This is a genomic window from Sinomicrobium oceani (genome assembly GCF_900119185.1).
GTDB classification, from domain to species: domain Bacteria; phylum Bacteroidota; class Bacteroidia; order Flavobacteriales; family Flavobacteriaceae; genus Sinomicrobium; species Sinomicrobium oceani.
Window position 1 is genome coordinate 37,060 of sequence record NZ_FPJE01000010.1, and the last position, 26,933, is coordinate 63,992.

Consider the following 26,933-nt stretch of genomic DNA (forward strand, 5'->3'; position numbering starts at 1 on the left):
TTAAGTACTACTACCATTTGCAAAATTAAGGAAAAGATTATTTTAACAAAATGATCTGCTTCATAATTATCTGTTTTGCAATGGAAATGTGCTTAATAGGCAGTAAGCCAGAACCATTCAAAACCAAACTAAATTATGAAAGCCAGATTTTGTATGCTCCTCTTTTTTGTGAGTATAAACTTCCTGTACGCACAGGATTCCTTTACACTTACCGGCAAAGTAATCTCTGCTACAGACGGACTCCCTGTTATTGGCGCCAATATTATTGTCGTGAATGCTTCGAGGGGAACGACCTCCGATTTCGACGGAAATTTTTCATTATCAGTTTCCGAAAAAGATGTGCTCACCATATCTTATGTGGGCTATGTCTCCGAAAATATTATCGTTACCGATCAGCGTTCGGTGACCGTCAGTCTCCGTGAAGATACCGCCCAGCTCGATGAGGTCGTGGTTATTGCCTATGGGACGCAGAAAAAGTCGAGTCTCACCGGTGCGGTAGCCAGTCTCGAAAACAAGAACCTCGACGAGCTGCCTTACAGCAGGGTCGACCAGTCGTTACAGGGAAAAATTGCGGGGGTACAGATCCAGAATGTATCATCTGAAGTAGGGACTGCTCCGCAGATCAATATTCGTGGACTGAGTTCTATAAGTGCCAATACGTCTCCGTTGATTGTCGTAGATGGTTTTCCTATTGCGGATGCCCTGGAGTTTATCAATCCCAGCACCATAAAATCCATAGAAGTACTTAAGGATGCCAGTTCTACGGCCCTTTATGGTTCCAGGGGAGCTAACGGGGTTATCCTGATCACGACGAAGAACGGGAGCCTGCAGCCACGCTATGTTTTCAAAACGTTCACCGGGTTCAAGAAGGCTTACGAACAGATCGATGTGCTGGATGCTTACCAGTACACCGATATGCTGCTTAGAGAAAGACAATTGGTGGAAGACTACAATGCTGCGCAAAACGGGACAACGCCGTCCGTACTGACACATTCCGACAGGGAAATGGCACAAAGGATTATCGCAGACCGTACCGGGGGAACCGACTGGGCTGCGGAATCCCAGCGCGGAGTAGCACATATCAAAAATTACCAGTTTGACGTTTCCGGGGGAAACAGTAACACCCGTTACTATATTTCCACGCAATGGATAGAAGATGAAGGACTGCTGAAAGATAATTTCAATAACCGGTTCAACCTGCAGGGAAGGCTGAGTACCAAACTTTCGGACGACCTGGAGATCGGAGTGAATTTCCGGCCCTCTTATTCCCGTATGAGACGGTCTACCGTACCGTTTTCCGATTTTTCGAGGGCATTGCAATGGGGCCCTGTGCGGCATAACGACTTCACCGCCGAACTTACCGGCCAGCCGCTGGGATCTTACGCACATCCGCGCCATTTCAACAATACGACCTATAACTATACAGATGAAAACGGGGAGGAACGGACGTTTACCGTACCGTCACTCTGGGGGTCCAGTAACAACAATCCGATGGCCCGTATGGAAAACGAGGAGCGGATGCAATACGATTACAGGATGGTCGCCGATGGTTTTACCAACTGGAATATTACAGACGATCTGAAATACCGGGGTTCCGTAGGATTTTATTTCCAGTACCGCGATTACGAACTGTTCCGGAAGTCTATTGCCAACAGGACAGGGCAATCTCTTGGACTCAATACGACCTATATGCGAAACAGGGTGATCACCGAACACACCTTAAATTATAAGAAGAAACTGGGTGATCATCGCCTGGATGCATTGCTGGGAACAACGTACGAATATACCGGGATAAAGCGAACAGGGATCAGCGGAACCCAGTTCCCGACCGATCTTATCGAAACCATTAATGCCGCTACGGTCATCGATGCCGATGACACCTATACCAACAAAGAAGAAATAGGGCTCGTCTCCTTTCTGGCCCGGATGAATTACGAATATAAAGGGAAGTACCTGGCATCCGTGGCGGCACGCTATGACGGCTCCTCCCTTTTTGGACCGGAAAACAAATACGGTTTTTTCCCCTCCGCTTCCGTCGGCTGGAACCTGCATAAAGAAACATTCTGGAAAGATAATGTCCGGTTTATTAACGAATTCAAGATCAGGTCCAGTTTTGGTATGACAGGAAATAACAATATCGAAAATTATGCCTTTGCCAATTTGCTCTATCCTGCCAATTATTCGTTGGGTGAAAGTGGCGGATCGGTGACTTCGGGGCTTGGCGAGACCTACCCTACATTGGGAAACCGGGCTATCAGCTGGGAACAGACCTACCAGTATGATACCGGTCTGGATATCAGTTTTTTCAAGAATAAATTGACCCTGACAGGAGATTATTATTACTCGATCACCGATAAACTTCTTTTGCAACAGAATGTGTCTTTTATCACCGGTCGTGATAATTACTGGAATAATGTGGGAAAAATTCAGAATCAGGGATTCGAACTGGCTCTGGCAGCTAACCTCGGGTCGGATAACTTTTCGTGGAACGGAAATGTCAATTTTTCTGCAAACCGCAACAAGCTTATTTCTCTTGGAGGAGAAGAGCAGTTTATCAACCAGGGCGAACGCAATGAGCAGTATATTTCCCGGGTAGGAGAAGAGGCCATACAGTTTTACGGGTACAAGATGACCGGGATATGGCAGAATGCCGAAGAACTGGCTACACTCCCGAGCTCGTCCGAAGATGCAGTAGGAGGGATCCGTGTGGCGGATATCAACGGTGATGGCGTGATCACTGCCGAAGACCGCACCACGTTGGGAAGCCCGTTCCCCGATTTTACCTGGGGTTTCAGCAATACCTTTACATTCAAGGGGTTCGATCTGTACTTTCTTCTTCAGGGATCTCACGGGGCCGAAGTGTTCTACGGGGACGGATTTTATACCGAACCCAGGTATCTGCATCGGAATTTTGTAGAAGGACGTTGGTTTAACGAGAATTTTGCGGCGACCAAACCCCGTGAAAAACTGGGAAGAGACTGGATACTTACCGATTATCTTATCCAGGATGCCTCATACATCTCCCTTCGCGAGGTTATTCTCGGATATTCCCTGCCGCAGTCGGTAGTAAATAAGATCCGGCTGGATAAGGTGAGGTTCTTTGTTTCGGGCCAGAACCTTTTATATCTCATGGCAGACGATTTCTTCGGAATTAATCCGGAGGCCATGTCTACGAGCGGGGTGTATAACTCACCCCTTATATCGGGGTATCAGCGGGGAGCTTTTCCCGTGCAAAGACAGATCACACTGGGACTGGATATTAATTTTTAAAAACGAGGGACATGAAAAGAAACAGTATTTATACCCGTATGGTCAGCCTGATCAGCCTTTCGGCAGCTTTCTGGTTTATTTCCTGCGACAAAGAACTGGACCTGAATCCGATATCCGAGATCAGTGCCGACGAATTTTATAAAGATGCCGAAGAGATCAATCTTGCTGTTGTAGGAATTTACAACGGCATGTATGACGTTCTCGATAAGGAGTGGATTGTTACCGAGCTTCGTTCGGACAATACGTATATGAGCCCCAGAAACAGTGAAACTGCCAATGTGCCCTTCCGGCAGGTCGATCGTTTTGTGCTCACCTCACAAAATATTCACGTGGAAGATTACTGGAGGGCCTGCTACCGGGTCATCTCCCTGGCTAATAATGTCATTAACCAGATCGATGTGGTAGATGACCCCGAACTTGCGGCACATTACGAGGCAGAAGCCCGTTTTTTCCGGGCACATATGTATTTCAATCTCGTACGGCTTTGGGGTGGTGTTTTTATCGTAGATCACCCGGTGTCCGGTGCCGAGGCCAAAACAATGGACAGGAGTACCCCGCAGGAAGTTTATGACTTTCTGCTGGAAGACCTGCGCTTTGCAGCCGAGAACCTGCCGGCTACTGCCACCGGTGCTGCATTGGGAAGACTCACTGCATGGGCGGCCAAAACGGAGCTTGGAAAAGCGCTGCTCACCCTCGGGGGAACGGCAAATATCAACAGTGCCATTACCGAACTGTCCGATGTGGTATATAACAGCCCGTTTTCATATCTCGATGATTATGCCCTGGTATTCGATACATCCAACGAATACAATAATGAGATCCTGTATGCCGTAAGGTACCAGACGGGAAGCGTAGGGCTGGGTGCGCCCTTTGCCAACTATTTTGCCCCGATGCAAAGCGACGATTTTGTAGTACGCGGTAACGGGGACGAACTCAATGTTCCGGCAACGAGTATGTCGGAATCCTATATGGCAGGGGATGAGCGCAAAGCAGTGTCAATGGCCGATACCTGGATAGGATATAATGGCATCGTAAACCAGAGCAAACACATCACGAAGTACAATTCGGAGTTTGCCACGGTAGATGATGCGGGCAACGACTGGCCGGTCATCCGTTTTACCGATGCGATGCTCCTGCTTGCCGAAGCCATTAACGAGATCAGCGGTCCGACGCCAGAAGCCGTGGAATTGCTCAACAAAGTTCATGAGCGTGCCGGATTGGTCGCATATGAAGACAGTGAAGTGGGAAGTTATTTCGATTTTAAACTCACTCTTGAAACAGAGCGGAAACTGGAGTTTGCTTTTGAGAATCAAAGATGGTTCGACCTGCTGCGTACCGGGAGAGCCGTGACCGTGATGAATACCCATTTCGCAACCGAAGATCAGTATAACGATCCGGACAGACCGCAGTTCAATACCAATCCTATAGAAGAATACCAGCTCCTACTGCCTATTCCGCAGTACGAAATAGACCTGAATCCTTCCATAGCCCAAAATATCGGATACTGATATGAAACATATATACCTGTGCCTTTGGTCTACACTGCTGGTTCAGTGTCTGCACGCACAACATCATATCGTAAGTACGGCTGAAGCACTGAACAAGGCCTTGAAAGAAGCCACTCCCGGAGATACGGTAGTCATGGCCGACAAAGTATGGACCGACACGGAAATCCGGTTTTATGCGGAAGGAGCCCCCGGCAAACATATCGTACTGAAAGCAGAGACTCCCGGAGGTGTAATCCTCAACGGAACATCAAGGCTTATTATGGCCGGGAAATACCTTCATACGGAGGGACTATGGTTCCGGGAAGGAAATACGGAGGGGAAGCCCGTAATTACCTTCCGGAAAAATAAAGAGGAGCCTGCTTTTTATTCCAGGGTGACCAATTGTGCCGTAACAGATTATAATCCCGACGATCGCTCCCTGCAGTATCAGTGGGTCGAACTCTGGGGACAGCACAACCGGGTGGATCACTGTACGTTTTCCGGTAAGACCAATCAGGGGCCGGTGCTCATTGTAGGACTGAAAGACAATAAGATAAATCTGGAAAATCATCATCGTATCGATAATAATCTGTTTGGTCATCGCCCGCCTCTCGGGGCTAATGGCGGAGAAACGATACGAGTCGGAACAAGCCATACCTCTCTGGAATCTTCCCGGACGGTAGTGGAAGAAAACCTGTTTGAACGTTGCAACGGGGAGGTGGAGATCATTTCCAACAAGTCCTGTGACAATATGTATCGCAATAATCTCTTTATCGAGAGTGAGGGGGGGCTGGTATTGCGACATGGCAACCGTTGCCTTGTGGAAGGGAATATCTTTCTCGGAAACCGTAAACCCCATACCGGAGGGATCCGGGTCATTAACGAAGGGCATATCGTACAGAATAACCTGCTTGCCGGGCTGACGGGAGATGGTTTCCGCTCACCGCTCGTCATTATGAACGGTGTGCCCGACGGACCGCTGAACCGATATAACCAGGTGAAGGATGTTACGATACAGCATAACACCTTTATAAACTGCGCTCCGCTGGAATTAGGTGCGGGAAGTGACGAAGAGCGCACATCGACCCCGGTAAATACGATCTTTGCCAATAACCTGTTTTATACCGAAAACAGTGAAAATATATTTCGTGTACTCGACGATATATCCGGAATATGCTTTTCCGGGAACAAAGTCCAGGGGCCTGCTGAAATATCCGTAAAAGGGGTAGACCCTGTGGAATTATCATGGAAAAACCTTGAAGTATACCCCATTCCGTTAAGCGATTCACTGTTGGTGGCAGAACCTTCTGCACGGCCTGTACGAACAGATATTACCGGAACGGTTCGCACCCGAACCCGGGCAGGAGCCGTGATCCCGGGTAACGAAAAAGTTCCTTTGGCTTTGCGGATACGTCCGGGAGTAACATGGATGCCCGAAAAAAAGCCGGATACGCCGGACGCAGAAGTTCCAGAAGCGTTAAAAGTCGTGAAGGTCGCCCCCGGACGGAATACGCTGGAAAAAGCGGTTAAAAAAGCGGGAGATCATACCGTATTGCAACTGGAAAAAGGAATTTACGAGATAGATAAGGGCATGGCGGTAACGGACAAAATCACGATCAGGGGTACAGGCAGTTCCGAAACGGTCATACGACCGGCAAAAGGAAGTACGCCCGATTATTTCTTTCGCGTAGCACACGGAAAAGCATTGACCCTAAAGGGTGTAGCACTCGATGCGGGAAAGGAAGCGCCTGTGAAATACGGGATTATCTCCCCGACAGTACCCGGATCGCTGGCCTATCGCCTGATTATTGATGACGTTTACTTTCATGGTTTTACCCAAAAAACAGGTGCCATATTCAAAGCCTATAAAGGCACGTTTGCCGATACGATACGCATTACAAACAGTCGCCTGGAAAACAGTCAACGGGGGCTCAACCTGAGTTATGAAAAAGATGATAAAGGCAAATATAACGCAGCGGTTATTGCTATAAGAAATACACTGTTCAAAAATCTCGGACAATTTGCGATCTACTATTATCGCGGAGGAAACGATGAGTCTACCGTAGGCGGACAGCTGGACATAGATCATTGTGTGTTTTACAACGTGGATAATCATGAAAAAGGCAGGATGCTGCGCACCAGGGGAATCGTCTATGTAAACCTGTCCAATTCCGTTATTGCCGGGAGTCCGGACATCAGGCATCCCGCAGTATTACAGGGACCCAAAAACAGGATGACCAACATGCTGATATACAAGTCCGGAACCGTTAAACTTACGGGGGGAGCGGTGTCGGGAACAATCCTTCACAGTGATCCCTTATGGAAAGACACCCTCAATTTCGATCCCGGAGAAGGATCCCCTCTGAAAAATGCGGGAACTGATAAAACCGATATAGGACTGCTCGGAAATAAAGATCTCAGGTAACATCATGAAAAGAACAGTCCGGAATTTATACAAAAAAGAGAAAACTAACTAAAACACCAATAGTTATGAAACTACAATCAAAGACCTTTATCAGGATGTGCTACGCATTTGCTGTCCTGATCTGTCTGGCGGCATGTGATGCCGATACGGAAGTAGACCAGACCGTGGATGAGATACTTTCTGCACAACCTGCCATAACTTCTTTCAGTCCTGCTTCCGCAGATATCCGCTCCAGGGTTATCGTTAAGGGGACATACCTGAACTTTGCAGGAAAAGCGTATATCGGCGATACCGAATGTCAGATCACCCAACGGGTAAACGGGGAAACGCTGGAGATCGAAGTAGCTCCGGAAGCAAAGACCGGGACATTGAGAATTACGACTTCGGCGGGAAAAGAAGCTATGTCCACAGAAACACTAACTGTCACCTATCCGGAACCTCAGGTACGTTCGGCATTTCCACAGGGAGGTATGGTCAATGAAAATATAGTTATCGAAGGAACCGATCTTCAGACGGTAAACCGTATTACTTTCGGCGATACGGAAGCAATCATCCAGTTCAGGGAAGCACAGGCCCTTGTCGTTTCCATACCTAATAACGAAGGTACGGGCCTGCCCGTAAACATGTATTACAATACGGCTTCCGGAGAGACTGCCTTATCACTTAGCCAAGACTTTGTCATTACCATCCCTACACCGGTTATCGACAACTGGCCGCAATTGATGAGCAGGGACAATGAAGTGTTTATAACCGGTGAAGATCTCAATCTCATTACCGGGATCAGCATAGGGGGAGAGGATGTTACGATCAATACCTCTTCTGCAACATCACTGAGTTTTAACGTTCCGGCCGGGGTGTCTACAGGATACCGGGATATTACCGTGAACTACGGTACCGACAAACAGATCGTAGAAGAAGGGATTCCGTATATCAACGGACAATACGAAAAATATATAGAGTTCGACAGCGATCCCGAAACCGTTTTTGTTATCGATCAGAGCAAAGATCCGGGGGCTGTACAGCAACTCAACGGCAATGTGGAGCAACCTCCCTTCCCGGGAACATCGTATTACAATTTACAGATGAACACCGGTACGGGAAGTACGATAGCCCGTATGAGATTACATAACGAAACAGCCAACGATACCTGGCAGCAGATCCTCGATGCCGGTAATTACGGCGATAATCCTGTACTGCACTTCTGGATGAATACCGAAGATACGTCTCCGATCCTCAAATTGTATATCGGCGGTACGTCTAACGCCAACCGCAGGGAATTGTCCGGAGATCATACCCATACAGGCGGCTCCTGGAAGCTGTTTGCCGTAAGGCTGAAAGACTTTATTCCGGGACTTACCTCGGTAGGCTCGGCCTTCGAAGTACGGTTCAATACGGGATCAGGGGCAGCAGTTTTCCCGGTAATCGTCAATATGGACTGGATTATTGTCACGGATAAGGTACTCACTGAGTTCGGGGCCGAAGATGTCACCGATCAGTTCAAACCTGCCGGATAACTCTAAAATGATTTGAAAAATACCATGATGCAATTTGTAAATTTTACAGTAGCGCTGTTCACAGCTTTTACCATGCAAGCGAGATCGGCACAACAGGAACTTCCCGTACTTATTTTGTCTGCCGATGCCGCCCGGGACATCAAAAGTGAAAAAAGTACCGATGCCCTTTTGGAATCATCATTTCAGTATTCCCGAAGAAAAGCCGATGAGGTCTTAAAGCACCCGGTAACCGTGCCGCTTCCGGAAGATGCTGGCGGGGGATACACTCATGAAAAGCACAAGAGGAATTACGCAGATATGTATCATGCAGCTTTGCTTTTTTCCATTACGGGAGATAAAGCGTATTCCGGGTTTGTCGGTGAGATGTTGCTGGCTTATGCACGCCTGTATCCGAAGTTGCCGTTACACCCCATGCGCAAGGAAAATCACCCGGCCGGAAAACTGTTCTGGCAGGGGCTCAATGAAGCCGTATGGTTGTTTTACAGCATCCAGGCTTACGATCTTGTAAAACATGAGATCAGGAGAAAAGACCGGGATCGGATAGAAAAAGAACTCTTTCGGAATATGGTCCGTTTTATCAGTGTGGATTCGTACGAAACCTTTAACAAAATTCACAATCACGGTACCTGGGCAGTAGCTGCGGTAGGGATGGCTGGCTATGTGCTGGGCGACAAGGATATGGTGGAAAGGGCTGTCAGAGGAAGTGAAAAGGACGGGAAAACAGGTTTTCTCAAGCAACTGGACGAACTTTTTTCACCGGACGGTTACTATTCGGAAGGCCCTTATTACCAGCGTTATGCGATACTCCCCTTTATGGTGTTTGCCGAGGCCATAGCACAGAACCAGCCGGAACTCGGCATATTCGAATACAGGGATAATCTCCTGCACAAAGCCGTAACAACGCTGTTACAGCTGACCAATCAGAATAATGAGTTTTATCCGATTAACGATGCCATAAAAGATAAGACCTATTTCAGTGAAGAACTCATCTTTGCAACAAACATTGCCTATGAAAGGTATAAGGATGCCGATCTTTTACCGGTGATCAGGCAGACGGGCAGGGTAAGTCTTACCAATGCAGGGCTTATCACCGCAAGAGCAGTATCCCGTACGGAGGGAGAGACCTACAACCGTATTCCGATGCTCATCAAGGACGGTTCGCGGGGTGATCAGGGCGGGGTTGCCCTGTTACGAATGCCCAATGCTTCCGGGACTCGGCTGGACGCCTTATTCAAATTTGCCTCGCAGGGTATGGGGCACGGTCATTTCGACAGGCTGGGGATACTGTTGTATGACGGTGACAACGAAGTACTTTCCGATTACGGTGCGGCACGGTTTCTCAATGTAGAAGCTAAAGACGGGGGACGTTACCTGAAAGAAAACAAGAGCTACGCCAAACAAAGTATAGCACACAATACCCTGGTTGCCGACGAAACGTCGCATTATCAGGGTAAAGTAAGCGAAGGATCCAAAAATGCCCCCGAGCTCCTCTTTTCCGATTTCCGGGAGGATATCCTGATCGTATCGGCACGGGAGAATAATGCTTATAAGGATGTGAATATGACCAGAACCGTAGCCATGATCGCTATGGAAGAAGCCCCCGACTACCCCTTCCTGCTGGATATTTTCGAGGCAGACTCCGATACTCCCCATCAGTACGATCTCAATTTTCGTTACCCCGGACAGCTGATGCAGACCAGTTTTCCCTACCAGCGGGATCAAACCCTTTCTGCGATGGGAAAAAACAACGGGTATCAGCACCTGTTTAAGATGGCTTCCGGAAAACCGGGGAAGGGGCAGGCTACCTTTACCTGGCTGGAAGGAAAAAAGTTTTATTCCATTACCACGCTTACCGATGAGGATACCGAACTGTTTTTTACTCAGACAGGAGCGCACGATCCTCATTTTAACCTGAGGACCGAGAAGAGTTATCTGATCAGGCAATCCGGTGCCAAAACACACGTTTTCGTGAGCCTTATAGAACCTCACGGAAGTTTTGACCCCCAATTGGAAACAGTACAGAATCCGGATTCTGAAGTAGAAGAGCTCAGGCTTGTTTTTGAGGATGAGGATTACCTTGTCGTGAGTTTCCGTTTCCGGAACCGTCCCGCATACCTAATGGCTTTGTGCAGAGGAGAAACCGATGAAGACGGCTTACACAAATTACAGATCGGGGAACAGACCCTGAGCTGGAAAGGCGCATACCTATTAACCCGAAAACAATAAAATCTATGAAAAACCAGAAAATTATCAGTGATGTTTTTTTTGAAACCGATCATAAAGAATGGGAACAGGCAGGAGAAGGAATATCCCGCCAGTTTGTAGGGTACGACACCCAGATTATGATGGTTAAAGTAAAATTTGAAACCGGTGCCATCGGATATGAGCATCAGCATTTTCATGCCCAGACCACGTATGTGGCTTCCGGAAAATTCCGGGTGACCATAGATGGAGAAGACAAAGTGCTGTCTGGCGGAGACGGATTTTATATCCCGCCCAATGTCATGCACGGTGCGGTGTGCCTGGAAGCCGGAGTGCTTATCGATGTTTTCAGCCCGGTACGGGAAGATTTCCTGGATATTAACTTTTTAAAGAAATAAGTTTTGAAGATCAAGGGACTGCGATGGTGGATTATAGGACTTATCGGTCTGGCCACCATCATCAATTATATAGACCGTTCGGCTTTGTCCATTATGTGGCCGGCCATGGGAAAAGAACTGGGAATGGACGATTCGGATTATGCCCTTGTCCTGAATCTCTTCATGATAGCCTATGCCGTCGGGCAATCGGTCTCGGGCAAGATGTTCGATAAGATCGGTACACGGATGGGATACGTGATCGTTATAGCTGTGTGGTCATTGTCTTCGCTCTTTCACTTTGCCGTTCGGGGGTTATATTCTCTCGGGCTGGTCAGGGTGCTGCTCGGTATCTCGGAAGCGGGGAACTGGCCCGGTGCCGTAAAGAGTAATGCCGAGTGGTTTCCGGTAAAAGAGCGGGCGGTAGCCCAGGGTATTTTCAATGCCGGGGCTTCTCTCGGGTCGGTCATAGCACCACCTCTGATTGCACTGCTATACGTCGGTTTCGGATGGAAGGTGACCTTTGTCCTGATCGGGTTAATGGGATTACTCTGGATTGTTCCGTGGCTGATAATCTATAAGAAACTTCCCGGAGCACACCCATGGATTACCGAAGAAGAACGTGCCCATATCCGTGAAGGAATCATCGAAACGCCCGGTGATGCATCGGCAAATGAAGAAGTGCTTTCTCTGAGACAGCTATTATCACACCGGGCATCCTGGAGTGTTATCGTATCCCGTTTTTTCCTGGAGCCTATATGGTGGTTGTTTGTAGGATGGATGCCTATTTACCTGCAGAATACCTACGGTTTTGACGTTAAACAGATCGGATTATTCGCATGGGTACCCTATGTGGGGGCAGCGTTGGGAAGTATAGCCGGCGGATGGTATGCCGGACGATTGATCACCCGTAAAAACTCGGTAGATATCGGCAGGAAAAGAACGATCAACATCGCCGGGATCATTATGTTTTCCGGGCTGCTGGCTACCATTTTTCTGGCAGATACCCCGGTGAAATTCGTGGGGATTGTCGCCCTGGTCCTCTTCGGATTCCAGTTCGGGATCAGTAACATCCAAACCCTGCCCAGCGACCTGTTCGGTGGAAAATCGGTCGGGACACTGGCCGGTTTCGGGGGAATGTCCGGAGTACTTTCGGTGATCATTATGAATTTTCTGATCCCCGTGATCACACGGGAATCTTACATTCCGGCCTTTATTATCATTGCCGTTTTTGTCCCGTTGGGCATCCTGGCAGTGCACGTTTTTTGTAAAAAGATAAAACCAGTAACCATACGTAAATAACTAAAAAAAACAATATGAAATTACAAGGAAAAATCGCGGTAGTCACCGGTGGAGCGAGAGACATAGGAAGAGCAGTCTCGGTAAAACTGGCTAAAGAAGGAGCAAAGGTTGTTGTTAACTATTTTGAGAACGAAGCGGATGCCGAAGCTACCGTCCGGGAGGTCGTAGAGGCCGGCGGAGAAGCCATTGCCGTTTATGGTGATATGACCAGGCAGGAAGACATCGACCGTATGGTCGGCCGTACCCGTGAGGCATTTGGCGATCGTGTGGATATCCTGGTCAATGTTGCCGGAGGTTTGTTTGCACGTAAGACCATCGAAGAAATGGACGAGGCATTTTTTGATCTTCTGATGGATGTTAACCTCAAAACGGTTTTTCTGGTCACCAAGGCCTTTAAGCCAATGATGCAGGAGGGAGCCTCGATCGTGAATTTTGCTTCCCAGGCCGCGAGGGACGGGGGTGGCCCCGGCGCGAGTATTTACGCTACGTCCAAAGGTGCGGTAATGACCTATACAAGAGCACTGGCCAAAGAATTCGGTCCGCAGGGGATCCGGGTCAATGCCCTTTGTCCGGGAATGATCGCCACAAAATTCCACGATGATTTTACCAAAGATGAGGTGCGGACCAAAGTAGCCGGGGGAACACCGCTCCGAAGAGAAGGAAGAGCTTCCGAAGTGGCAGATCTCGTTGCGTACCTGGCCTCATCCGAATCGTCATTCCTTACCGGGAATAATATAGATATTAACGGCGGACTCGCTTTCAGTTAGGGAACGTATAAAACACAATGCCCATGATAGCGGGAAGAAAACACAGGGTGGTTACCTTCGGCGAACTGTTGATGCGACTCTCGCCACCGGATTACAATTGTTTTGTACAGGCACAACAGGCCGGTATTTTCTATGGGGGCACAGAGGCCAATGTGGCCGTAGCTCTTGCCTGTATGGGGTGCGAAACCTCCCATGTTACGGCACTTCCCGATGATTTTACCGGGGACGCTGCCCGGGGACACCTCAACAGGTATGGGGTAGACACTTCGTTTGTGATCCGCAATACGGCCCCTTTGGGGATTTATTTCCTGGAGCAGGGGATTGTACACCGGCCCGGAAGAATTGTCTACAACCGTGATCATTCTGCTTTTTCCGCTATAGTTCCGGAGGTATTCGACTGGGAGCAAATCCTGGCCGGTACCTCCTGGTTTCACTGGACGGGGATTACCCCGGCCATATCTCCGGGGGCGGCCGCTGCCCTGAAGCAAGCTTTAAAAGAAGCCCGAAATCGCGGTATAACCGTGAGTACAGATCCGGTATACCGAAGCAATTTATGGAAATACGATACCGATCCGGCGGCTACCTTACGCGAAATGGTAGCCCTTTCATCGGTATTTATGGGTGGACCCGCCGAAATAAACATGATATTCGGTACATCGTTCGAAGATGAACATTTTACGGACGCTGCAAAATTCCTGATGGAGGAATGCCCGGGGATAAAAAGTGTTACGCAGAAAACCCGGAGTTCCGTAAATGCTTCATGCCATAAAATAGCTGCGAGGTGCTGGGACGGTAAAGAACTATACGTTACGGAAGCCGTAGAGATTACCCCTGTAGTGGACCGGATCGGTACTGGCGATGCCTTTGCCGCCGGTCTTATCTACGGTATGTTGCACGATAACATAAAGGGAGCCCTGGAATTTGCCAATGCCACATCGGTACTAAAACATACGGTTCCGGGGGATGCCTGCCTGCTTTCGGCCGGGGCTATCACCGCGGTTATCCGCTCCCGTTTTAGCGGAAGGATCATCAGATAAACAAAAAATATGGATAAGCACACGGCAGTAGCGCTATTGAAAAAACATCCGTTGGTACCCCTGTTTTATAACGACGACAGGGAGTGTTGCAAACTTTGGATAAAATCCTGTTACGACGGCGGAGTCAGAGTGGTGGAATTTACGAACCGCGGGGAAGATGCCCTTGATATATTCGCAGAATTACATCAATGGAGCCGGGAGACTTGCCCCGGCCTCGTATTGGGTATAGGAACCGTAAAAGACCTGGATACCGCAGCGGCTTTTAAGGCTGCCGGAGCCGGATTTATTGTGGCGCCTGTGTTGGATATCGAAGTCGGAGTTTACTGCAATGCCGAAAACCTGCTCTGGATCCCCGGATGTGCCACACTTACGGAAATGTACCATGGGTACAGGCATGGGGCGGGTGTCGTCAAAGCATTTCCCGTACATACCCTCGGAGGGCCTGATTTTATAAAGTCGGTGCTTGCTCCCTGCCCCGAACTCCGCATTATGGTCAGCGGTGGAGTAGAAGCAACGCGTGAGTCTTATGACGACTATATAAAAGCCGGGGCATTTTGCGTAGGTACAGGATCCTCCCTTTTTTCGGTTACAGGAAACAAGTCCGCTTCGCCGGAGCAGATCCGGAAAAGATGTGAGACCATCCTCTCGGATATTTCTTAACTGACTTTATGATCATGAATTTACCAATCAAACTTAATAACAGATCTATGAAAACCCAAAAAAACACCCGAAAAGCAGCATTTTGGTTACAAAACACCCTTGTACTCGCAACTTCGCTGTCGGTACTGTCCTGTTCCGGAAGTTTGCAGGATGAGGTTGCCGAAGAAGCCTTGATGACCACTGTGGAAGAATCGGCCTCGTATGCCGAAATTGATTTCAGCCACTGGAAAATCACATTGCCCGTTGACCTTAATAACGACGGAAAACCCGATGAATATCAGCCTTCATCACTCATCAATAACGGCTACCGCAGTATTCCCGAACTACAACCTTTTATGTACGATGATACTACAGATGCCGCTATCGTATTCCGTACGTATCCCGGTGGGGCGACTACAACCAACAGCAGTTATCCCAGAACGGAACTGCGCGAGCAGCAGACCCCCGGTAATAATTATGACAACTGGTCGCTGACCGAGGGCGGAACGATGAGGGGAACCTTAAAAATAGATACCATCTCTCCCGATCTCGTCAATTCCAAATACGATAATCACCGGGTAATTGTCATGCAGATACACGGTATCATTTCTCAGGCCGATATGGCTACCTACGGATTTAGCAGTAATCATGCACCGCCTTTATTGAAAATGACCTGGATAGACGGTCACCTGTTCGCCTACAAAAAGACCCTGGTGGACGAATCCACCTCCGGAATTGACTTGTATGATGACAGTAGTGCCACATGGACAGATATCAAGCATGACTTTGGCGATGTTGGGTTTGGTGCTTTTACGGTAGAAATAGAAGCTTCTTACGGAGAATTGTCGATAACTGTCGATGATGAGACTCATGTATTCGATGATATCAGTATGGAGAAATGGCCTTTCGAAAATTATTTTAAAGCCGGAAATTACCTGGTAACGACTGATACGACAGGTATATCGGAAGTTAAGTATTACGAACTTGAAGTTACACATCCCTGAAATAAAAAAATAATAAAACAAGATGAAAAAAATAATGTTTTACCTGGGGGTTATCGCCGCAATAAGCAACATGGCGGCACAGACCTATCCGCCGGTGGATTATCCTGAAGGGTATCAGGCTGAAATCGATGTGATTTACAGTGAGGTTGACGGCTGGGAAGGCCGGATGGATATCTATTATCCAAAACATATGGAAAAAGCTGTTCCCCTCGTGGTGAATATCCACGGAGGCGGTTGGAATCATGGGGTGAAGGAATCCCAGCGGGGTTACGGTTCTTTCTTTAAGAACGGTTATGCCGTAGCCAATGTAGAATATCGTCTGGTCGATGTGGCAACCGCTCCCGGGGCGGTGGAAGACGTCCGTTGTGCCCTGGTTTACCTGTTTACACATGCAGAAGCGTTGAATATAGATACCGACAAGATCGTATTGATGGGAGGTTCTGCAGGTGGTCATCTCGCTCTAATGGCGGGATTGCTCGGCAACGATAAAAAGTTCGATACGCATTGTCCCTTCGACGGATCGCTGGAAGTCGCTGCGATTATCGACAAATATGGGGTAACCGACCTCACCCCACTTTCCGAATGGAAGTCTGCACGCAATTGGCTGGGCGATGGTTTCCGGGACAACGAATTTGTAAAATCGGTTTCCCCGCTGTATTATGTCGACACCAATAGTCCGCCTGTGTTTATTGTACACGGTGACGCCGATCCTATCGTACCTTATGAGCAATCGGTTATTTTGCACCGTAAGTTACAGGAAAAAGGAGTGAAAACCAGTTTTCTTACTATCGAAGGCGGGCAGCATGGCAAATTCAACAGTGACGAAAAGAAAAAGGTCAGTAAAGCAATGTGGGATTTTCTACACAGCGTTATCTCTACGGAGTAGTATATTAAGAAGTTAACCTTCCGACTTTTTTCTATAGCCGAAAACCCGGTGTTGTTCCGTTGGGGACAGACCGGGTTTTCTTTTGGGCATACCGGTTAAGAGCAATCCGGGATGTCAGAAATCCGGAGCAGATAAAGAATTCTTAAAATGTAGTTATAAAATGGGGATTGCGCCTGAAGTCAATTATATTTGTGGTTCACCAAACTATTTTAAAATGATTCGACTCCGAAAAAGCTTGATCTTAACTATGTTTTTCCTGTCCGGGCTGGGACTCTCCGCCCAAAGCCTCAGAGTGGCCAGTTATAACCTGAGATACGATAATCCGGGAGATTCGCTGGACAACTGGAAATACAGGGAAAAAACCGTCGCTAACCTGATCAGGTTTCACGATTTTGACATCTTCGGCACTCAGGAAGGGTTACAACATCAGCTGGAACAACTCAAAGCGGACCTGCCCGGTTACGATTTTATCGGAGTGGGGAGAGATGACGGAAAAGAAGCAGGGGAGCATTCGGCTATATTCTACAATACCGAAAAATTTGTGCTGGAAGACCAGGGTGATTTCTGGCTTTCCGAAGACGCGACCAAACCCAATAAGGGATGGGATGCCGTTCTTCCGCGTATATGCTCGTGGGGAAAATTCCGGGTGAAGGAAACGGGGTTCGAATTTTTCTTCTTTAATGTACATTTCGACCATGTAGGAAAAACAGCCCGGAAGGAAAGTGCCCGGCTTATCATGGAGAAAATGAAAGCGTTTGACGATGCCGTTCCGGCCATCCTTACGGGCGACTTTAATGTCGATCAGAACAGCGATAGTTATAAAGTACTGAACGGGTCAAAAAAACTTACCGATGCTTATGAAAAAGCAGCACTGCATTACGGGGCGAAGGGAACATATAACGGTTTCAAACCCGATTCGCGTTCCGATAGCCGTATAGACCATATTTTTATAACAGACGATTTCAGGGTAGCGAAGCACGGGGTACTTACGGACTCCTATAAAACCGGAGAAAAGGAATTGGAAGCATTGGCCAATACCGGGAATTACCCGAAAGAGATATCACTTTACGCTACGCAGACCAGGCTGCCTTCCGATCACTATCCCGTTTTGGTCGTGTTGCATTATACGACAGATTAAACAGGTAATGGATGGAGATATAAGGATTTGTGGCCCGTTGATATCCGATAGGTTTTGTACCTGAAAACAGTGATTTTTAGGTCTTTTGGACAAAGCGTATTGTGTATATCAGATAAATAATGCAATTTTGCAGCCGTAAACGAATTATTAACCCTTTAAAAAACGAAGAAAATGCCAAAATTTCCAACATACTTCGCACAGCAGGCTTCCGGAAAGGATGCGTCTCTTCGTGGTTTTCATCGGAATTAGTACAACAGTATAATAACAGCTATATGAAAAACCCGAAGAGAAATCCTCGGGTTTTTTGTTAGTCAAAAGAGAGATTCGGATATCGTAATTTTCCGATTGTATTTTTTAGCCGAACATTCCCCGGGGATATTGAATGGTAACAGGAAAAGGTGATGTCTGCCTGCGTAAAGCAGCAGGATCATCCACTATGTTTAAACAATATATTATGGGAAGTAAATTATCCGGGAGAGACCTTATAAAACTGGGTTTCCCGAAAAATAATGCCGTAAATATCGCCCTCGGGCAAATTCACAGGTACAGAAAAAAAGAAAAGAAATCGACCATTCTCGAAGAGGCAAAACAGGTGCTTCTGGCCCCGGAGAAGTACAAAAATCACGGTACCTGGGGAAAACTGGCCGAAGAGCTTACAGTTCCTGTAAGGGTACAGATGCAGAAATTGTCGGGGCAGAGCGCTCCGTTCTCCGTTTTCGGAGAAGATGTTATAGACGAACGAGCCAAACAGCAGTTGTACGATGCCCTGAAGTTGCCTGTGGCCGTACAGGGAGCATTGATGCCCGATGCCCATTCCGGTTACGGTTTGCCTATCGGCGGGGTACTGGCTACGGACCATGCGGTTATCCCCTATGGCGTAGGGGTAGATATAGGGTGCAGGATGAGTATGTCTGTATTTGATATCCCCGCATCCTATATGACGGGAAAATCCGATAAACTGAAAGGGATATTACAGGATCATACCAAATTCGGAATGAAGGAAACGCATGACAAAAAGATGGACCATGAGATTTTTTCGCATCCCGGATTTTCCGATATTCCATTGGTACGTAAGTTACTGGACAAGGCCTACAGACAGTTGGGAACCTCCGGAGGGGGCAATCATTTTGTGGAATTTGGTTTTGCGACCATTACCGAAACTATTCCGGGAAGCAAACTGCCGCCGGGAGAGTATCTCGCACTGCTCTCGCACAGTGGTTCGAGGGGATTGGGTGCTGCTATTGCCAGGCATTATACTTACCTGGCCACAAAGCAATGCCCTTTGCCCGATCATGTGAAACATTTGGCCTGGCTGGATATGGATACTCATGACGGACAGGAATACTGGACGGCGATGAACCTTGCGGGTGACTATGCCAAAGCATGCCATGACAACATACATTATCGCGTGGCGTCTGCTTTGGGCAGGCGGATTTCTTTTACCGTAGGGAACCACCATAATTTTGCGTGGAAGGAAACCGTAAACGGAAAGCCCTGTATCGTACACCGCAAAGGAGCGACCCCTGCAGGCCAGGGACAGCTGGGGATCATTCCCGGATCGATGACAGCGCCGGGCTATATCGTAAAGGGACTGGGAAATCCGGAAAGTCTCCGGTCGGCTTCACACGGTGCGGGAAGAGTTTTTTCCAGGAAAGCCTGTAAAGAACGTTTTACACGGCATGACATGAAAAAAATACTCAAAACAAAAGGTGTGACCCTGATTGGCGGAAATGTAGATGAAGCTCCGATGGCTTATAAAGACATCGGAAAGGTCATGCAGTTACAGGACGAACTTGTACAGGTACTTGGCACATTTACACCGGTTATCGTGAGAATGAACAGCTGATGGAAACAGTGATACAGATTACCGCGGGCAACGAGCCCGCGGAATGTACAAAAGTTGTGGCACAGGTTTTGAAGACGTTTCTGGAAGAAGCGAGAAGCGAGGCGCTGGAAGCTACCGTAATTTATAAGGAGGATGGGGCGGAAAATGGCACTGTAGCTTCCGTATGTGTGGTACTTAAGGGAGATACGGTCAGGCAGTTTGCAGACCGGTGGATCGGAACCGTACAGTGGATAGGAAAAAGTAATTACCGGAAACATCATAAGCGAAAGAATTGGTATATTGGTATATTTGAAATCGAAAAACCCGAGGAAACCGCGATCGACGAAAAAGATATTAGCTACCAGGCCTGCAGGAGTTCCGGGGCCGGAGGACAGCATGTAAACAAAGTGAGTTCTGCGGTCCGTGCTACGCACCTTCCCACGGGGATAAGTGTACAGGCCATGGACTCCCGTTCGCAACACCGCAACAAAGAACTGGCGCGGACACGATTGCTGTCCAGGCTGGAAGAAGAAAAGCGAAAACAGTACCGGAAGCAGTACGAAGCACAGCGGTATAACAGTTTCCGCGTAGAAAGAGGATCTCCCGTAAGGGTATTTACCGGTTCCGATTTTAAAGAAAGGAGAACCGATAAAAGCTATAAAAAACAAAGACAACAATTGAAAAATAAATGGAAAAATGACATCGATTCATAAATATTTGCTCCAGGCGATGGATAATTATCCTTATAACCTGGAAGACACCCTGGAGTCACTCGACTTTGCGTTGTCCTATGATGAGAACAATACGATGGTATTGTGCCTGTACGGAAGAATGCATGCCGAACAGCTGCAACAGTACGAAGAAGCTAAAGCCTGTTTTCAGAAAGCCCTGAGCATCAATGTAAATGCCGTTGAGATCTATCCGTATTATATCGAAACCCTGTTGTTTAACGAGGATTTTGAAGAAGCGGAAAAACTGATCGCCTTTGCACTTTCCATAAAGGGGATACGTAAGATAGATATTAAACTTCGCGAGGTTTTGCTGTATGAAATGCGGATGGACATTGAAAAGGCCATGGAACTGGCAAAACAATTAAAATTGTACACTTTCGATTCCGAATGGAACAGTACCATCCGGGATACCGTGAAACGATTAAAAAAGAAAATCAGAATCCTTCACGGAAAACCGGAGAAACCCGGCAAGAGACCGTCCGAAGATGAGCAGTCATAATTTCGGGTAGAATATTCGGAAAGTACGCCGTACATACCGGGAATACCATAGATATGGCCATTCCCGGTTTTTTTATGACAATTACCTATGAATCTTCGTAAAGGGGGGATCATATTTTCCGGGAATTGTGTTTTTGTTATAAAGAAGAACCGGAGAGCTTATAATGTTTCTTTTTTAACCGTATAAATGTCATATCGGTAATAAAAGTATCGACGCGGTAATTTGTTTCCGTTTTTTTATAGTTTTGTCGCATCAGTTCGAATACTTTGGAAACCAACTTGCTCTTACATCAGATCCGGGAAGGGAAAACATCAGCTTATCAAAAGTTGTTTGACCACTTTTATGAAGATTTGGTTAATACGGCTTACAGGTACCTCTATGATGAAGCGGAAAGCGAAGACCTGGTCCAGGAAGTATTTATCTACCTTTGGGAGTATGCCGCCGATATCGAAATTCACACGACATTAAAAGGTTATCTCTTTCGTATGGTAAAGAACAGGTGCCTCAATAAACTCAAGGCTGTAAAAGTCATAGATAGCACCAACACCATCGCTATTCAGCAGTTGTTTGAAGATATTCCGGGAGAAGAAGAAGTACATGATACCGTGCAGAACGAACGCTATAACCAGCTGATGCGGGCCATCGAAGCGCTTCCGGATAAGATGAAGGAGATCCTCATGCTCAAAGTTCGTCATAACTACAAATATGAGGAGATCGCAGATCAGCTTGGAATTTCGGTCAACACCGTAAAAACCCAGCTAAAGAATGCCAGAAAACGAATTAATAAGATCATGCCCGTTGTCTTCCTGCTATGGTGGTTTTCCCGGTAATGTACGGCCTTTAATCTTATTCCATACTGCACAACCAAAAAAAGAACTGCTTTTGTTTTTCCTTTTTAGAGTGCATATTTTCAATCTTTTTGAAAAAACTTTTCTTTTTTATCACCCTTTTCCGGAAATATGTTGTCTTATAGTTAAACCAATGTACCCAAATTGTTAATGGATTTTAAGCTCATAGTAAAAAAAATAGAGAACACCCTGACTTCGGAAGAAGAAAAGGAGTTTCTGGACTGGTACCAGGCTTCTGCCCGGCACCGTCAGTATTTTGATAAGGTGGAAGAAAACCTATATCACGGCCGGATTAAGGTAAATAAGGAAAAAGCCTGGAAAACGATAAACCGCCGTCCGGAGTACAACAGTAAAAAACGCAGGGGATATCTCCGGTATGTATCTGCCGCAGCTGTAGTACTACTGGTCGCGCTCGGAATTATAACATACCGGAGTACCGGAGAACGTGCTGAAGTAAAAGTTGCCGATATCCGTCCCGGTACTTCCAGGGCTATTCTTACGCTGGAAAACGGTAATGAGGTAGCACTTCGTGAAGGCGAAGTATTTGCAACCGGAAAGGCAACGAGTAACGGCCGGCAGCTCGTTTATACCGCAGATACGGGAAGCCGGGACCAGTATAATGCACTGGAGGTACCCCGCGGCGGAGAATTTGTATTGCGGCTGCCTGACAGTTCCAGAATATGGATCAATGCGGGATCTAAAATAAAATATCCGGTGGCATTTTTACCGGGAGAGACAAGGACTGTGGAGTTGTTGTACGGAGAAGCCTATTTTCAGATAACCCCGGCAGCAAAGCATGAAGGAAGTGCTTTTGTCGTCAAGACCGGAAGCCAGGAAATCGAAGTGTTAGGTACGGAGTTCAACATCCGGGCTTATCCCGAAGATGAGGATATTACCAGTACACTGGTAGAAGGGAAGGTAGCATTGTCCGGAAGAACAAGCCGTGAACTTCTTATTCCCGGGGAACAGGTAGTATACACGGAACAGGACGGAACAATGAAAAAAAAGCGGGTAAATACCGAAGATTATACCTCCTGGAGGGCAGGGGTATTCCGGTTCCGGGATATCACGCTCGAAGAAATGGCCCTGACACTGTCCCGTTGGTATGATGTTAAGGTAAGCTTTACCGATGATGCGCTGCGGACAATGAAATTCAACGGTAGTTTCAGCAGGGAACTCGGACTCCGTAAAATACTGGATGTCCTGTCGGCTTCAAGTAATGTAACGTATAAAATAGATGAGAATGAAGTAAAACTGAAATAAATAAAAAAGGGAATAAAGTTAAGATCTCTCACCATACAAAACTTTATCCCTTTGACGCAATCGATTCATTAACTGAGTAACAAACCAATTAACATTACAAATTTATGGAAATTAATTTTACCACTTACCCATTATTTGGGGGTAAACGGGTATTGCTGTCCATTATGAGAGCACTTATTTGTTTGTGTTGTACGGTAGCCTTCGGATTTACGGTAAAAACCACCAAGGCACAAAATGCTGAAATATCGGTTCCGGAAACCGGTAATTTTGAAGTAGAAGAAGTATTCAGCCTGATCAAGGATCAGACCGACTATACTTTTATTTACCCGTCTTCTATGTTTTCCGGAGCACCTTCCGTAGCTTTAAAAAAGGGAAAAATAAAGGCGTATGACCTGTTGAACAAAAGCCTGGGAGCTACTTTCAGGTATGTGTATTCCAATGAGTCCAGAACTATAATTATCAAGGAAAATAAGGCTTTGCAACGTCTTACCGACATGCAGCAACAACAAGGGGTTTCCGGTTATATTTCCGATGAAGAGGGGAGGCCTATTATGGGAGTTTCCGTTTGGGTTGTCGGTACGGGACGCGGGATTTCCAGTGACGAAGAAGGACATTACTGGATCAAAGCCGCTCCCGGTGAAGTACTGAAATTTATGTATCTCGGTTTCCGGTCACAGGAGATCGAGGTAAAGGATGACAAGGTAATCAATGTCGTTCTGAAAGAGATGGTGAGTGAACTCAATGAGATTGTCCTGGTGTCCAACGGATATCAGACAATAGAAAAGGCAGTGGCTACAGGTTCGTATAGCTCCCTGGGAACCGAACAAATCTCCTTTAATCCTTCTATTGATCCGTTGAGCAGACTGGAAGGAATGACCCCGGGTTTGCAGGTAGATCCCAAAACCAAACAGATCACCATCCGGAGTACCAATACTTTTTTTAACAGTCAGGCCAGTACACCACTGATCGTTATCGATGGTTTTCCTGCGATGGACCAGAGCCTGGTGAATACTACCGGAACCTCTGTTCAGGGCATTTACGGAGATACCAACGATAATGTGCTCAGTAACTTCAACCTGAACGATATTGAGAGTATCACAGTGCTCAAAGATGCTGCGGCCACCTCTATCTGGGGGTCCCGTGCTGCTAACGGTGTGATTGTTATCGAGACGAAAAAAGGTCGCTCGAATGCCAAACCGGAATTCAGTTTTCAGGCTATTACCAGTATCTCATCTCCTGCGGACCTGGGAGATCTCAACGTCATGAACAGCCGGGAATATATAGATTTCGAAAAAGAACTTTTCGATTACGGATATTTTCCGGATCCGTATTCTTACTGGAGATACCAGAACCAGAGCCAGGCCGTGAATTATATGTTTGCTGCGCAGCGCGGAGAAATCTCCGGTCAGGAACTCGATCAGCAACTCGAAAGATTGGGCGGAACCAGTAATCACAAACAGATCAAGGATAATCTGTTGCGTTCGCAGGTGACACAACAGTACAATATGTCCGTTCGTGGTGGCGGAGAAAAAACAGGGTACTATATTTCCGGGAATTATTCCAATAATCAGCCTGTTTTTCAGAGTAACGGCTCCGAGCAATACGGGGTGACAGCAAATTTTGACACCAAACTTTTGAATGACCGGATCTCATTACAAACCGGGATCAACCATACTTTTTTCAGAGATAAGGTAAACAATGCCGCAATACAGGCTCTTTCCGGAGGAACATACGGTCTTCGTCCTTATGACATGCTGCTGGATGAAAACGGGGCATCCATAGACCGTTATCTGAAATTTACACCGGATGTTATCGATGACCTGGATGCCCGGGGCTATATGCCATGGACGTATAATACTATGGACGAACTGGGCCTGTCATACACGAAATATAACAAGAGTAAAACCCGTATTAATGCCAGGCTCAGCGGAGAGATAACTCCATGGGCAGAACTGGCCGTGTCCGGAATGCTGCAACGTGGCACGAACGATATGACGCAATACAAGGATCAGGACAGTTATGAAATGAGAGACCTGATCAATACCGGGACCACGGTGTCTGCGACCAACGGACAGCTTGTATACGGTGTTCCGGTAGGAGGAAGGTACAGAGCCGGAAACACCAGTAATGAAGATTATACCTTACGTGCCCAGCTTAATATAAACAAGGATTGGAACCGGCTACATCACATTAATTTGATGGGAGGCAGCGAGATCAGGCAGGCTTCATCCTCCGGGTATCAGGTTACCAAATTCGGTTTTAACAGGGATGCCCTTACTGCTGTTGTTGTAAACCCTACCGTGCCGTACAACACCATATACGGATATTCGACTACACTCGGAATTAACGATGGCGGGGTCATTAAAACCAGGTTCAGGTATTTGTCTTATTTCGGAAATGCTAACTATTCTTATCGGAATACGTATTTTCTTTCCGGAAGTATACGCTTTGACGACTCCAATATTATAGGTGTGTCTCGAAGAGACCGGGCCATACCATTATGGTCTGTCGGGGGGAAATGGAACATAAAAGGAGAACAGTTCATGCAGGGATGGCGCTGGTTGAGTGCTCTTAATGTAAGGACTACCTACGGTAGCGGAGGATCTGTTCCTTCATCCGGATCTGCGCTCACTACGGTATCCATAGGAGGAACGGATTTTTATACCGGCAAGACTTATGGTAGTATTATGTCTCCCGGAAACCAGCAACTCGGATGGGAAATTACCAAAACCCTCAATTTCGGGATAGATTTTGGCCTGTTCAGTTCCAGGGTTAATGTAAATCTTGATATCTTCAGAAAATGGTCTGACGGTATTCTTACCAATGTCGATTACAACGCTACGTACGGATGGAGTAGCTTATCGTACAACACCGGGGATTTGACGAGCAGAGGATATGAGATTGGGGTTACGGCGTATCCTTTACGCGGAACGGATTGGACATGGCAGAGTAATTTGAATTTTTCGTATAACAAGAACGAAGTTACCGACAGCCGTTTTCCGGGATCCGCGACGAACCCGCTAACCGGGGGGAATACCGTTATCACAGGATACCCTACCGATTATTTATTTGCTTACCAGTGGGCAGGTCTGGACGAAAACGGCCAGTCTCAGATTTACGGAGCGGATGGCAACATTATTCCATCCACCGAGTTTTTGTCCGAATTAACCCCGGCTGACCTGAAATATATGGGGCGGACCACGCCGACCACTTATGGAGGGTTTATGAATAGTATAAGGTATAAAAACCTGACATTAAATGTAAAGGCGACTTATGCTTTCGGACATAAATTGTTTAAAAACGATATTCAGACCTCTTTTTATCCTACCAGCGGTTATTACGAAGGATTCCTGGCATCGAGTAAAGCCCTGGTAGATCGGTGGAGAAATCCGGGAGATGAGGCTACTACGAATGTTCCGGGGGTACGATATACCAATTCCAACAGTATTACCCGTTATATCAACTCGGACATCAATGTAATCAGCGGGGACAATATACGTCTCGATCAGGTTACGCTGAATTATAATATGCCCTCTGAAATGCTGGAGAAGCTGGGCTTTATAAGGCGGATGAATATCGGGGCTTCCGTAACCAATCTCGGACCGATATGGGTAAAAAATGATGAAGGACTGGATCCGAATTATGTATTCCAGGGAAATTATCAGAGCCTGGCGCCACCCGTTACCTACACATTAAGTCTTAATGTATCATTCTAAAGTTGA

At 47.0% G+C, this 26,933-nt stretch carries 19 protein-coding genes; all 19 read left to right on the plus strand.

Annotated features, from left to right (window positions below; all coding sequences use genetic code 11):
• The first annotated feature begins 135 nt into the window (after positions 1-135).
• The 19 genes from BT112_RS10250 to BT112_RS10340 all read left to right on the plus strand — a co-directional run bounded on the left by BT112_RS10250 (position 136) and on the right by BT112_RS10340 (position 26,927).
• Entirely contained in the window at positions 136-3,270 is a 3,135-nt protein-coding gene (locus BT112_RS10250; protein ID WP_072317283.1) for a SusC/RagA family TonB-linked outer membrane protein, read from the plus strand.
• Positions 3,271-3,281: 11 nt separating this feature from the next.
• Positions 3,282-4,778, plus strand: coding sequence for a RagB/SusD family nutrient uptake outer membrane protein (locus BT112_RS10255; protein WP_072317284.1), 1,497 nt, complete (start codon positions 3,282-3,284; stop codon positions 4,776-4,778).
• A gap of 1 nt (position 4,779) precedes the next feature.
• The gene (locus BT112_RS10260; RefSeq protein WP_072317285.1) at positions 4,780-7,182 is read left to right on the plus strand and encodes a polysaccharide lyase 6 family protein; all 2,403 of its coding nucleotides are present in this window, start codon (positions 4,780-4,782) and stop codon (positions 7,180-7,182) included.
• Positions 7,183-7,247: 65 nt separating this feature from the next.
• On the plus strand, positions 7,248-8,696 hold the full coding sequence (locus tag BT112_RS10265; RefSeq protein WP_072317286.1) for an IPT/TIG domain-containing protein: 1,449 nt from the start codon (positions 7,248-7,250) through the stop codon (positions 8,694-8,696).
• 24 nt (positions 8,697-8,720) lie between these two features.
• The gene (locus BT112_RS10270) at positions 8,721-10,922 is read left to right on the plus strand and encodes a heparinase II/III domain-containing protein (protein ID WP_072317287.1); all 2,202 of its coding nucleotides are present in this window, start codon (positions 8,721-8,723) and stop codon (positions 10,920-10,922) included.
• A 5-nt stretch (positions 10,923-10,927) separates the two neighbouring features.
• Entirely contained in the window at positions 10,928-11,296 is a 369-nt protein-coding gene (locus BT112_RS10275) for a cupin domain-containing protein (protein ID WP_072317288.1), read from the plus strand.
• 3 nt (positions 11,297-11,299) lie between these two features.
• The gene (locus tag BT112_RS10280; RefSeq protein ID WP_072317289.1) at positions 11,300-12,574 is read left to right on the plus strand and encodes an MFS transporter; all 1,275 of its coding nucleotides are present in this window, start codon (positions 11,300-11,302) and stop codon (positions 12,572-12,574) included.
• 14 nt (positions 12,575-12,588) lie between these two features.
• Entirely contained in the window at positions 12,589-13,341 is a 753-nt protein-coding gene (locus BT112_RS10285) for an SDR family NAD(P)-dependent oxidoreductase (protein ID WP_072317290.1), read from the plus strand.
• Between the two features lie 23 nt (positions 13,342-13,364).
• Positions 13,365-14,378 carry a sugar kinase gene (locus tag BT112_RS10290; protein ID WP_072317291.1) on the plus strand — a complete coding sequence of 338 codons (1,014 nt, stop codon included), beginning with the start codon at positions 13,365-13,367 and terminating at the stop codon, positions 14,376-14,378.
• 9 nt (positions 14,379-14,387) lie between these two features.
• Positions 14,388-15,038: a beta/alpha barrel domain-containing protein gene (locus BT112_RS10295; RefSeq protein ID WP_083564867.1), complete on the plus strand. Its 651-nt coding sequence runs from the start codon at positions 14,388-14,390 to the stop codon at positions 15,036-15,038.
• A 47-nt stretch (positions 15,039-15,085) separates the two neighbouring features.
• Positions 15,086-16,021 carry a polysaccharide lyase family 7 protein gene (locus BT112_RS10300; RefSeq protein ID WP_072317292.1) on the plus strand — a complete coding sequence of 312 codons (936 nt, stop codon included), beginning with the start codon at positions 15,086-15,088 and terminating at the stop codon, positions 16,019-16,021.
• A gap of 22 nt (positions 16,022-16,043) precedes the next feature.
• Positions 16,044-16,907 carry an alpha/beta hydrolase gene (locus tag BT112_RS10305; protein ID WP_072317293.1) on the plus strand — a complete coding sequence of 288 codons (864 nt, stop codon included), beginning with the start codon at positions 16,044-16,046 and terminating at the stop codon, positions 16,905-16,907.
• Positions 16,908-17,121: 214 nt separating this feature from the next.
• Positions 17,122-18,045 carry an endonuclease/exonuclease/phosphatase family protein gene (locus tag BT112_RS10310; protein WP_072317294.1) on the plus strand — a complete coding sequence of 308 codons (924 nt, stop codon included), beginning with the start codon at positions 17,122-17,124 and terminating at the stop codon, positions 18,043-18,045.
• A 454-nt stretch (positions 18,046-18,499) separates the two neighbouring features.
• Complete coding sequence (locus BT112_RS10315) at positions 18,500-19,891, plus strand: RtcB family protein (RefSeq protein WP_072317295.1); 1,392 nt, start codon at positions 18,500-18,502, stop codon at positions 19,889-19,891.
• On the plus strand, positions 19,891-20,583 hold the full coding sequence (gene prfH / locus BT112_RS10320; protein WP_072317296.1) for a peptide chain release factor H: 693 nt from the start codon (positions 19,891-19,893) through the stop codon (positions 20,581-20,583). Before BT112_RS10315 ends, prfH begins: the two co-directional genes overlap by 1 nt.
• The gene (locus BT112_RS10325) at positions 20,567-21,100 is read left to right on the plus strand and encodes a hypothetical protein (protein WP_072317297.1); all 534 of its coding nucleotides are present in this window, start codon (positions 20,567-20,569) and stop codon (positions 21,098-21,100) included. Before prfH ends, BT112_RS10325 begins: the two co-directional genes overlap by 17 nt.
• Before the next feature lie 266 nt (positions 21,101-21,366).
• Complete coding sequence (locus tag BT112_RS10330; protein WP_072317298.1) at positions 21,367-21,930, plus strand: RNA polymerase sigma factor; 564 nt, start codon at positions 21,367-21,369, stop codon at positions 21,928-21,930.
• Positions 21,931-22,098: 168 nt separating this feature from the next.
• A complete protein-coding gene (locus tag BT112_RS10335; protein ID WP_072317299.1) occupies positions 22,099-23,211 on the plus strand; it encodes a FecR family protein in 1,113 nt (370 codons plus the stop codon).
• A gap of 104 nt (positions 23,212-23,315) precedes the next feature.
• Positions 23,316-26,927, plus strand: a complete 3,612-nt coding sequence (locus BT112_RS10340; protein ID WP_072317300.1) for a SusC/RagA family TonB-linked outer membrane protein — start codon at positions 23,316-23,318, stop codon at positions 26,925-26,927.
• The last annotated feature ends 6 nt before the right edge of the window (positions 26,928-26,933 follow it).

Excerpts from the sequence above, each read along its gene's own strand:
- BT112_RS10250 (WP_072317283.1), top strand. The coding sequence starts at position 136 with ATGAAAGCCAGATTTTGTATGCTCCTCTTTTTTGTGAGTATAAACTTC.
- BT112_RS10255 (WP_072317284.1), top strand. The coding sequence starts at position 3,282 with ATGAAAAGAAACAGTATTTATACCCGTATGGTCAGCCTGATCAGCCTT.
- BT112_RS10260 (WP_072317285.1), top strand. The coding sequence starts at position 4,780 with ATGAAACATATATACCTGTGCCTTTGGTCTACACTGCTGGTTCAGTGT.
- BT112_RS10265 (WP_072317286.1), top strand. The coding sequence starts at position 7,248 with ATGAAACTACAATCAAAGACCTTTATCAGGATGTGCTACGCATTTGCT.
- BT112_RS10270 (WP_072317287.1), top strand. The coding sequence starts at position 8,721 with ATGATGCAATTTGTAAATTTTACAGTAGCGCTGTTCACAGCTTTTACC.
- BT112_RS10275 (WP_072317288.1), top strand. The coding sequence starts at position 10,928 with ATGAAAAACCAGAAAATTATCAGTGATGTTTTTTTTGAAACCGATCAT.
- BT112_RS10285 (WP_072317290.1), top strand. The coding sequence starts at position 12,589 with ATGAAATTACAAGGAAAAATCGCGGTAGTCACCGGTGGAGCGAGAGAC.
- BT112_RS10290 (WP_072317291.1), top strand. The coding sequence starts at position 13,365 with ATGATAGCGGGAAGAAAACACAGGGTGGTTACCTTCGGCGAACTGTTG.
- BT112_RS10295 (WP_083564867.1), top strand. The coding sequence starts at position 14,388 with ATGGATAAGCACACGGCAGTAGCGCTATTGAAAAAACATCCGTTGGTA.
- BT112_RS10300 (WP_072317292.1), top strand. The coding sequence starts at position 15,086 with ATGAAAACCCAAAAAAACACCCGAAAAGCAGCATTTTGGTTACAAAAC.
- BT112_RS10305 (WP_072317293.1), top strand. The coding sequence starts at position 16,044 with ATGAAAAAAATAATGTTTTACCTGGGGGTTATCGCCGCAATAAGCAAC.
- BT112_RS10310 (WP_072317294.1), top strand. The coding sequence starts at position 17,122 with ATGATTCGACTCCGAAAAAGCTTGATCTTAACTATGTTTTTCCTGTCC.
- BT112_RS10315 (WP_072317295.1), top strand. The coding sequence starts at position 18,500 with ATGGGAAGTAAATTATCCGGGAGAGACCTTATAAAACTGGGTTTCCCG.
- prfH (WP_072317296.1), top strand. The coding sequence starts at position 19,891 with ATGGAAACAGTGATACAGATTACCGCGGGCAACGAGCCCGCGGAATGT.
- BT112_RS10325 (WP_072317297.1), top strand. The coding sequence starts at position 20,567 with ATGACATCGATTCATAAATATTTGCTCCAGGCGATGGATAATTATCCT.
- BT112_RS10335 (WP_072317299.1), top strand. The coding sequence starts at position 22,099 with ATGGATTTTAAGCTCATAGTAAAAAAAATAGAGAACACCCTGACTTCG.
- BT112_RS10340 (WP_072317300.1), top strand. The coding sequence starts at position 23,316 with ATGGAAATTAATTTTACCACTTACCCATTATTTGGGGGTAAACGGGTA.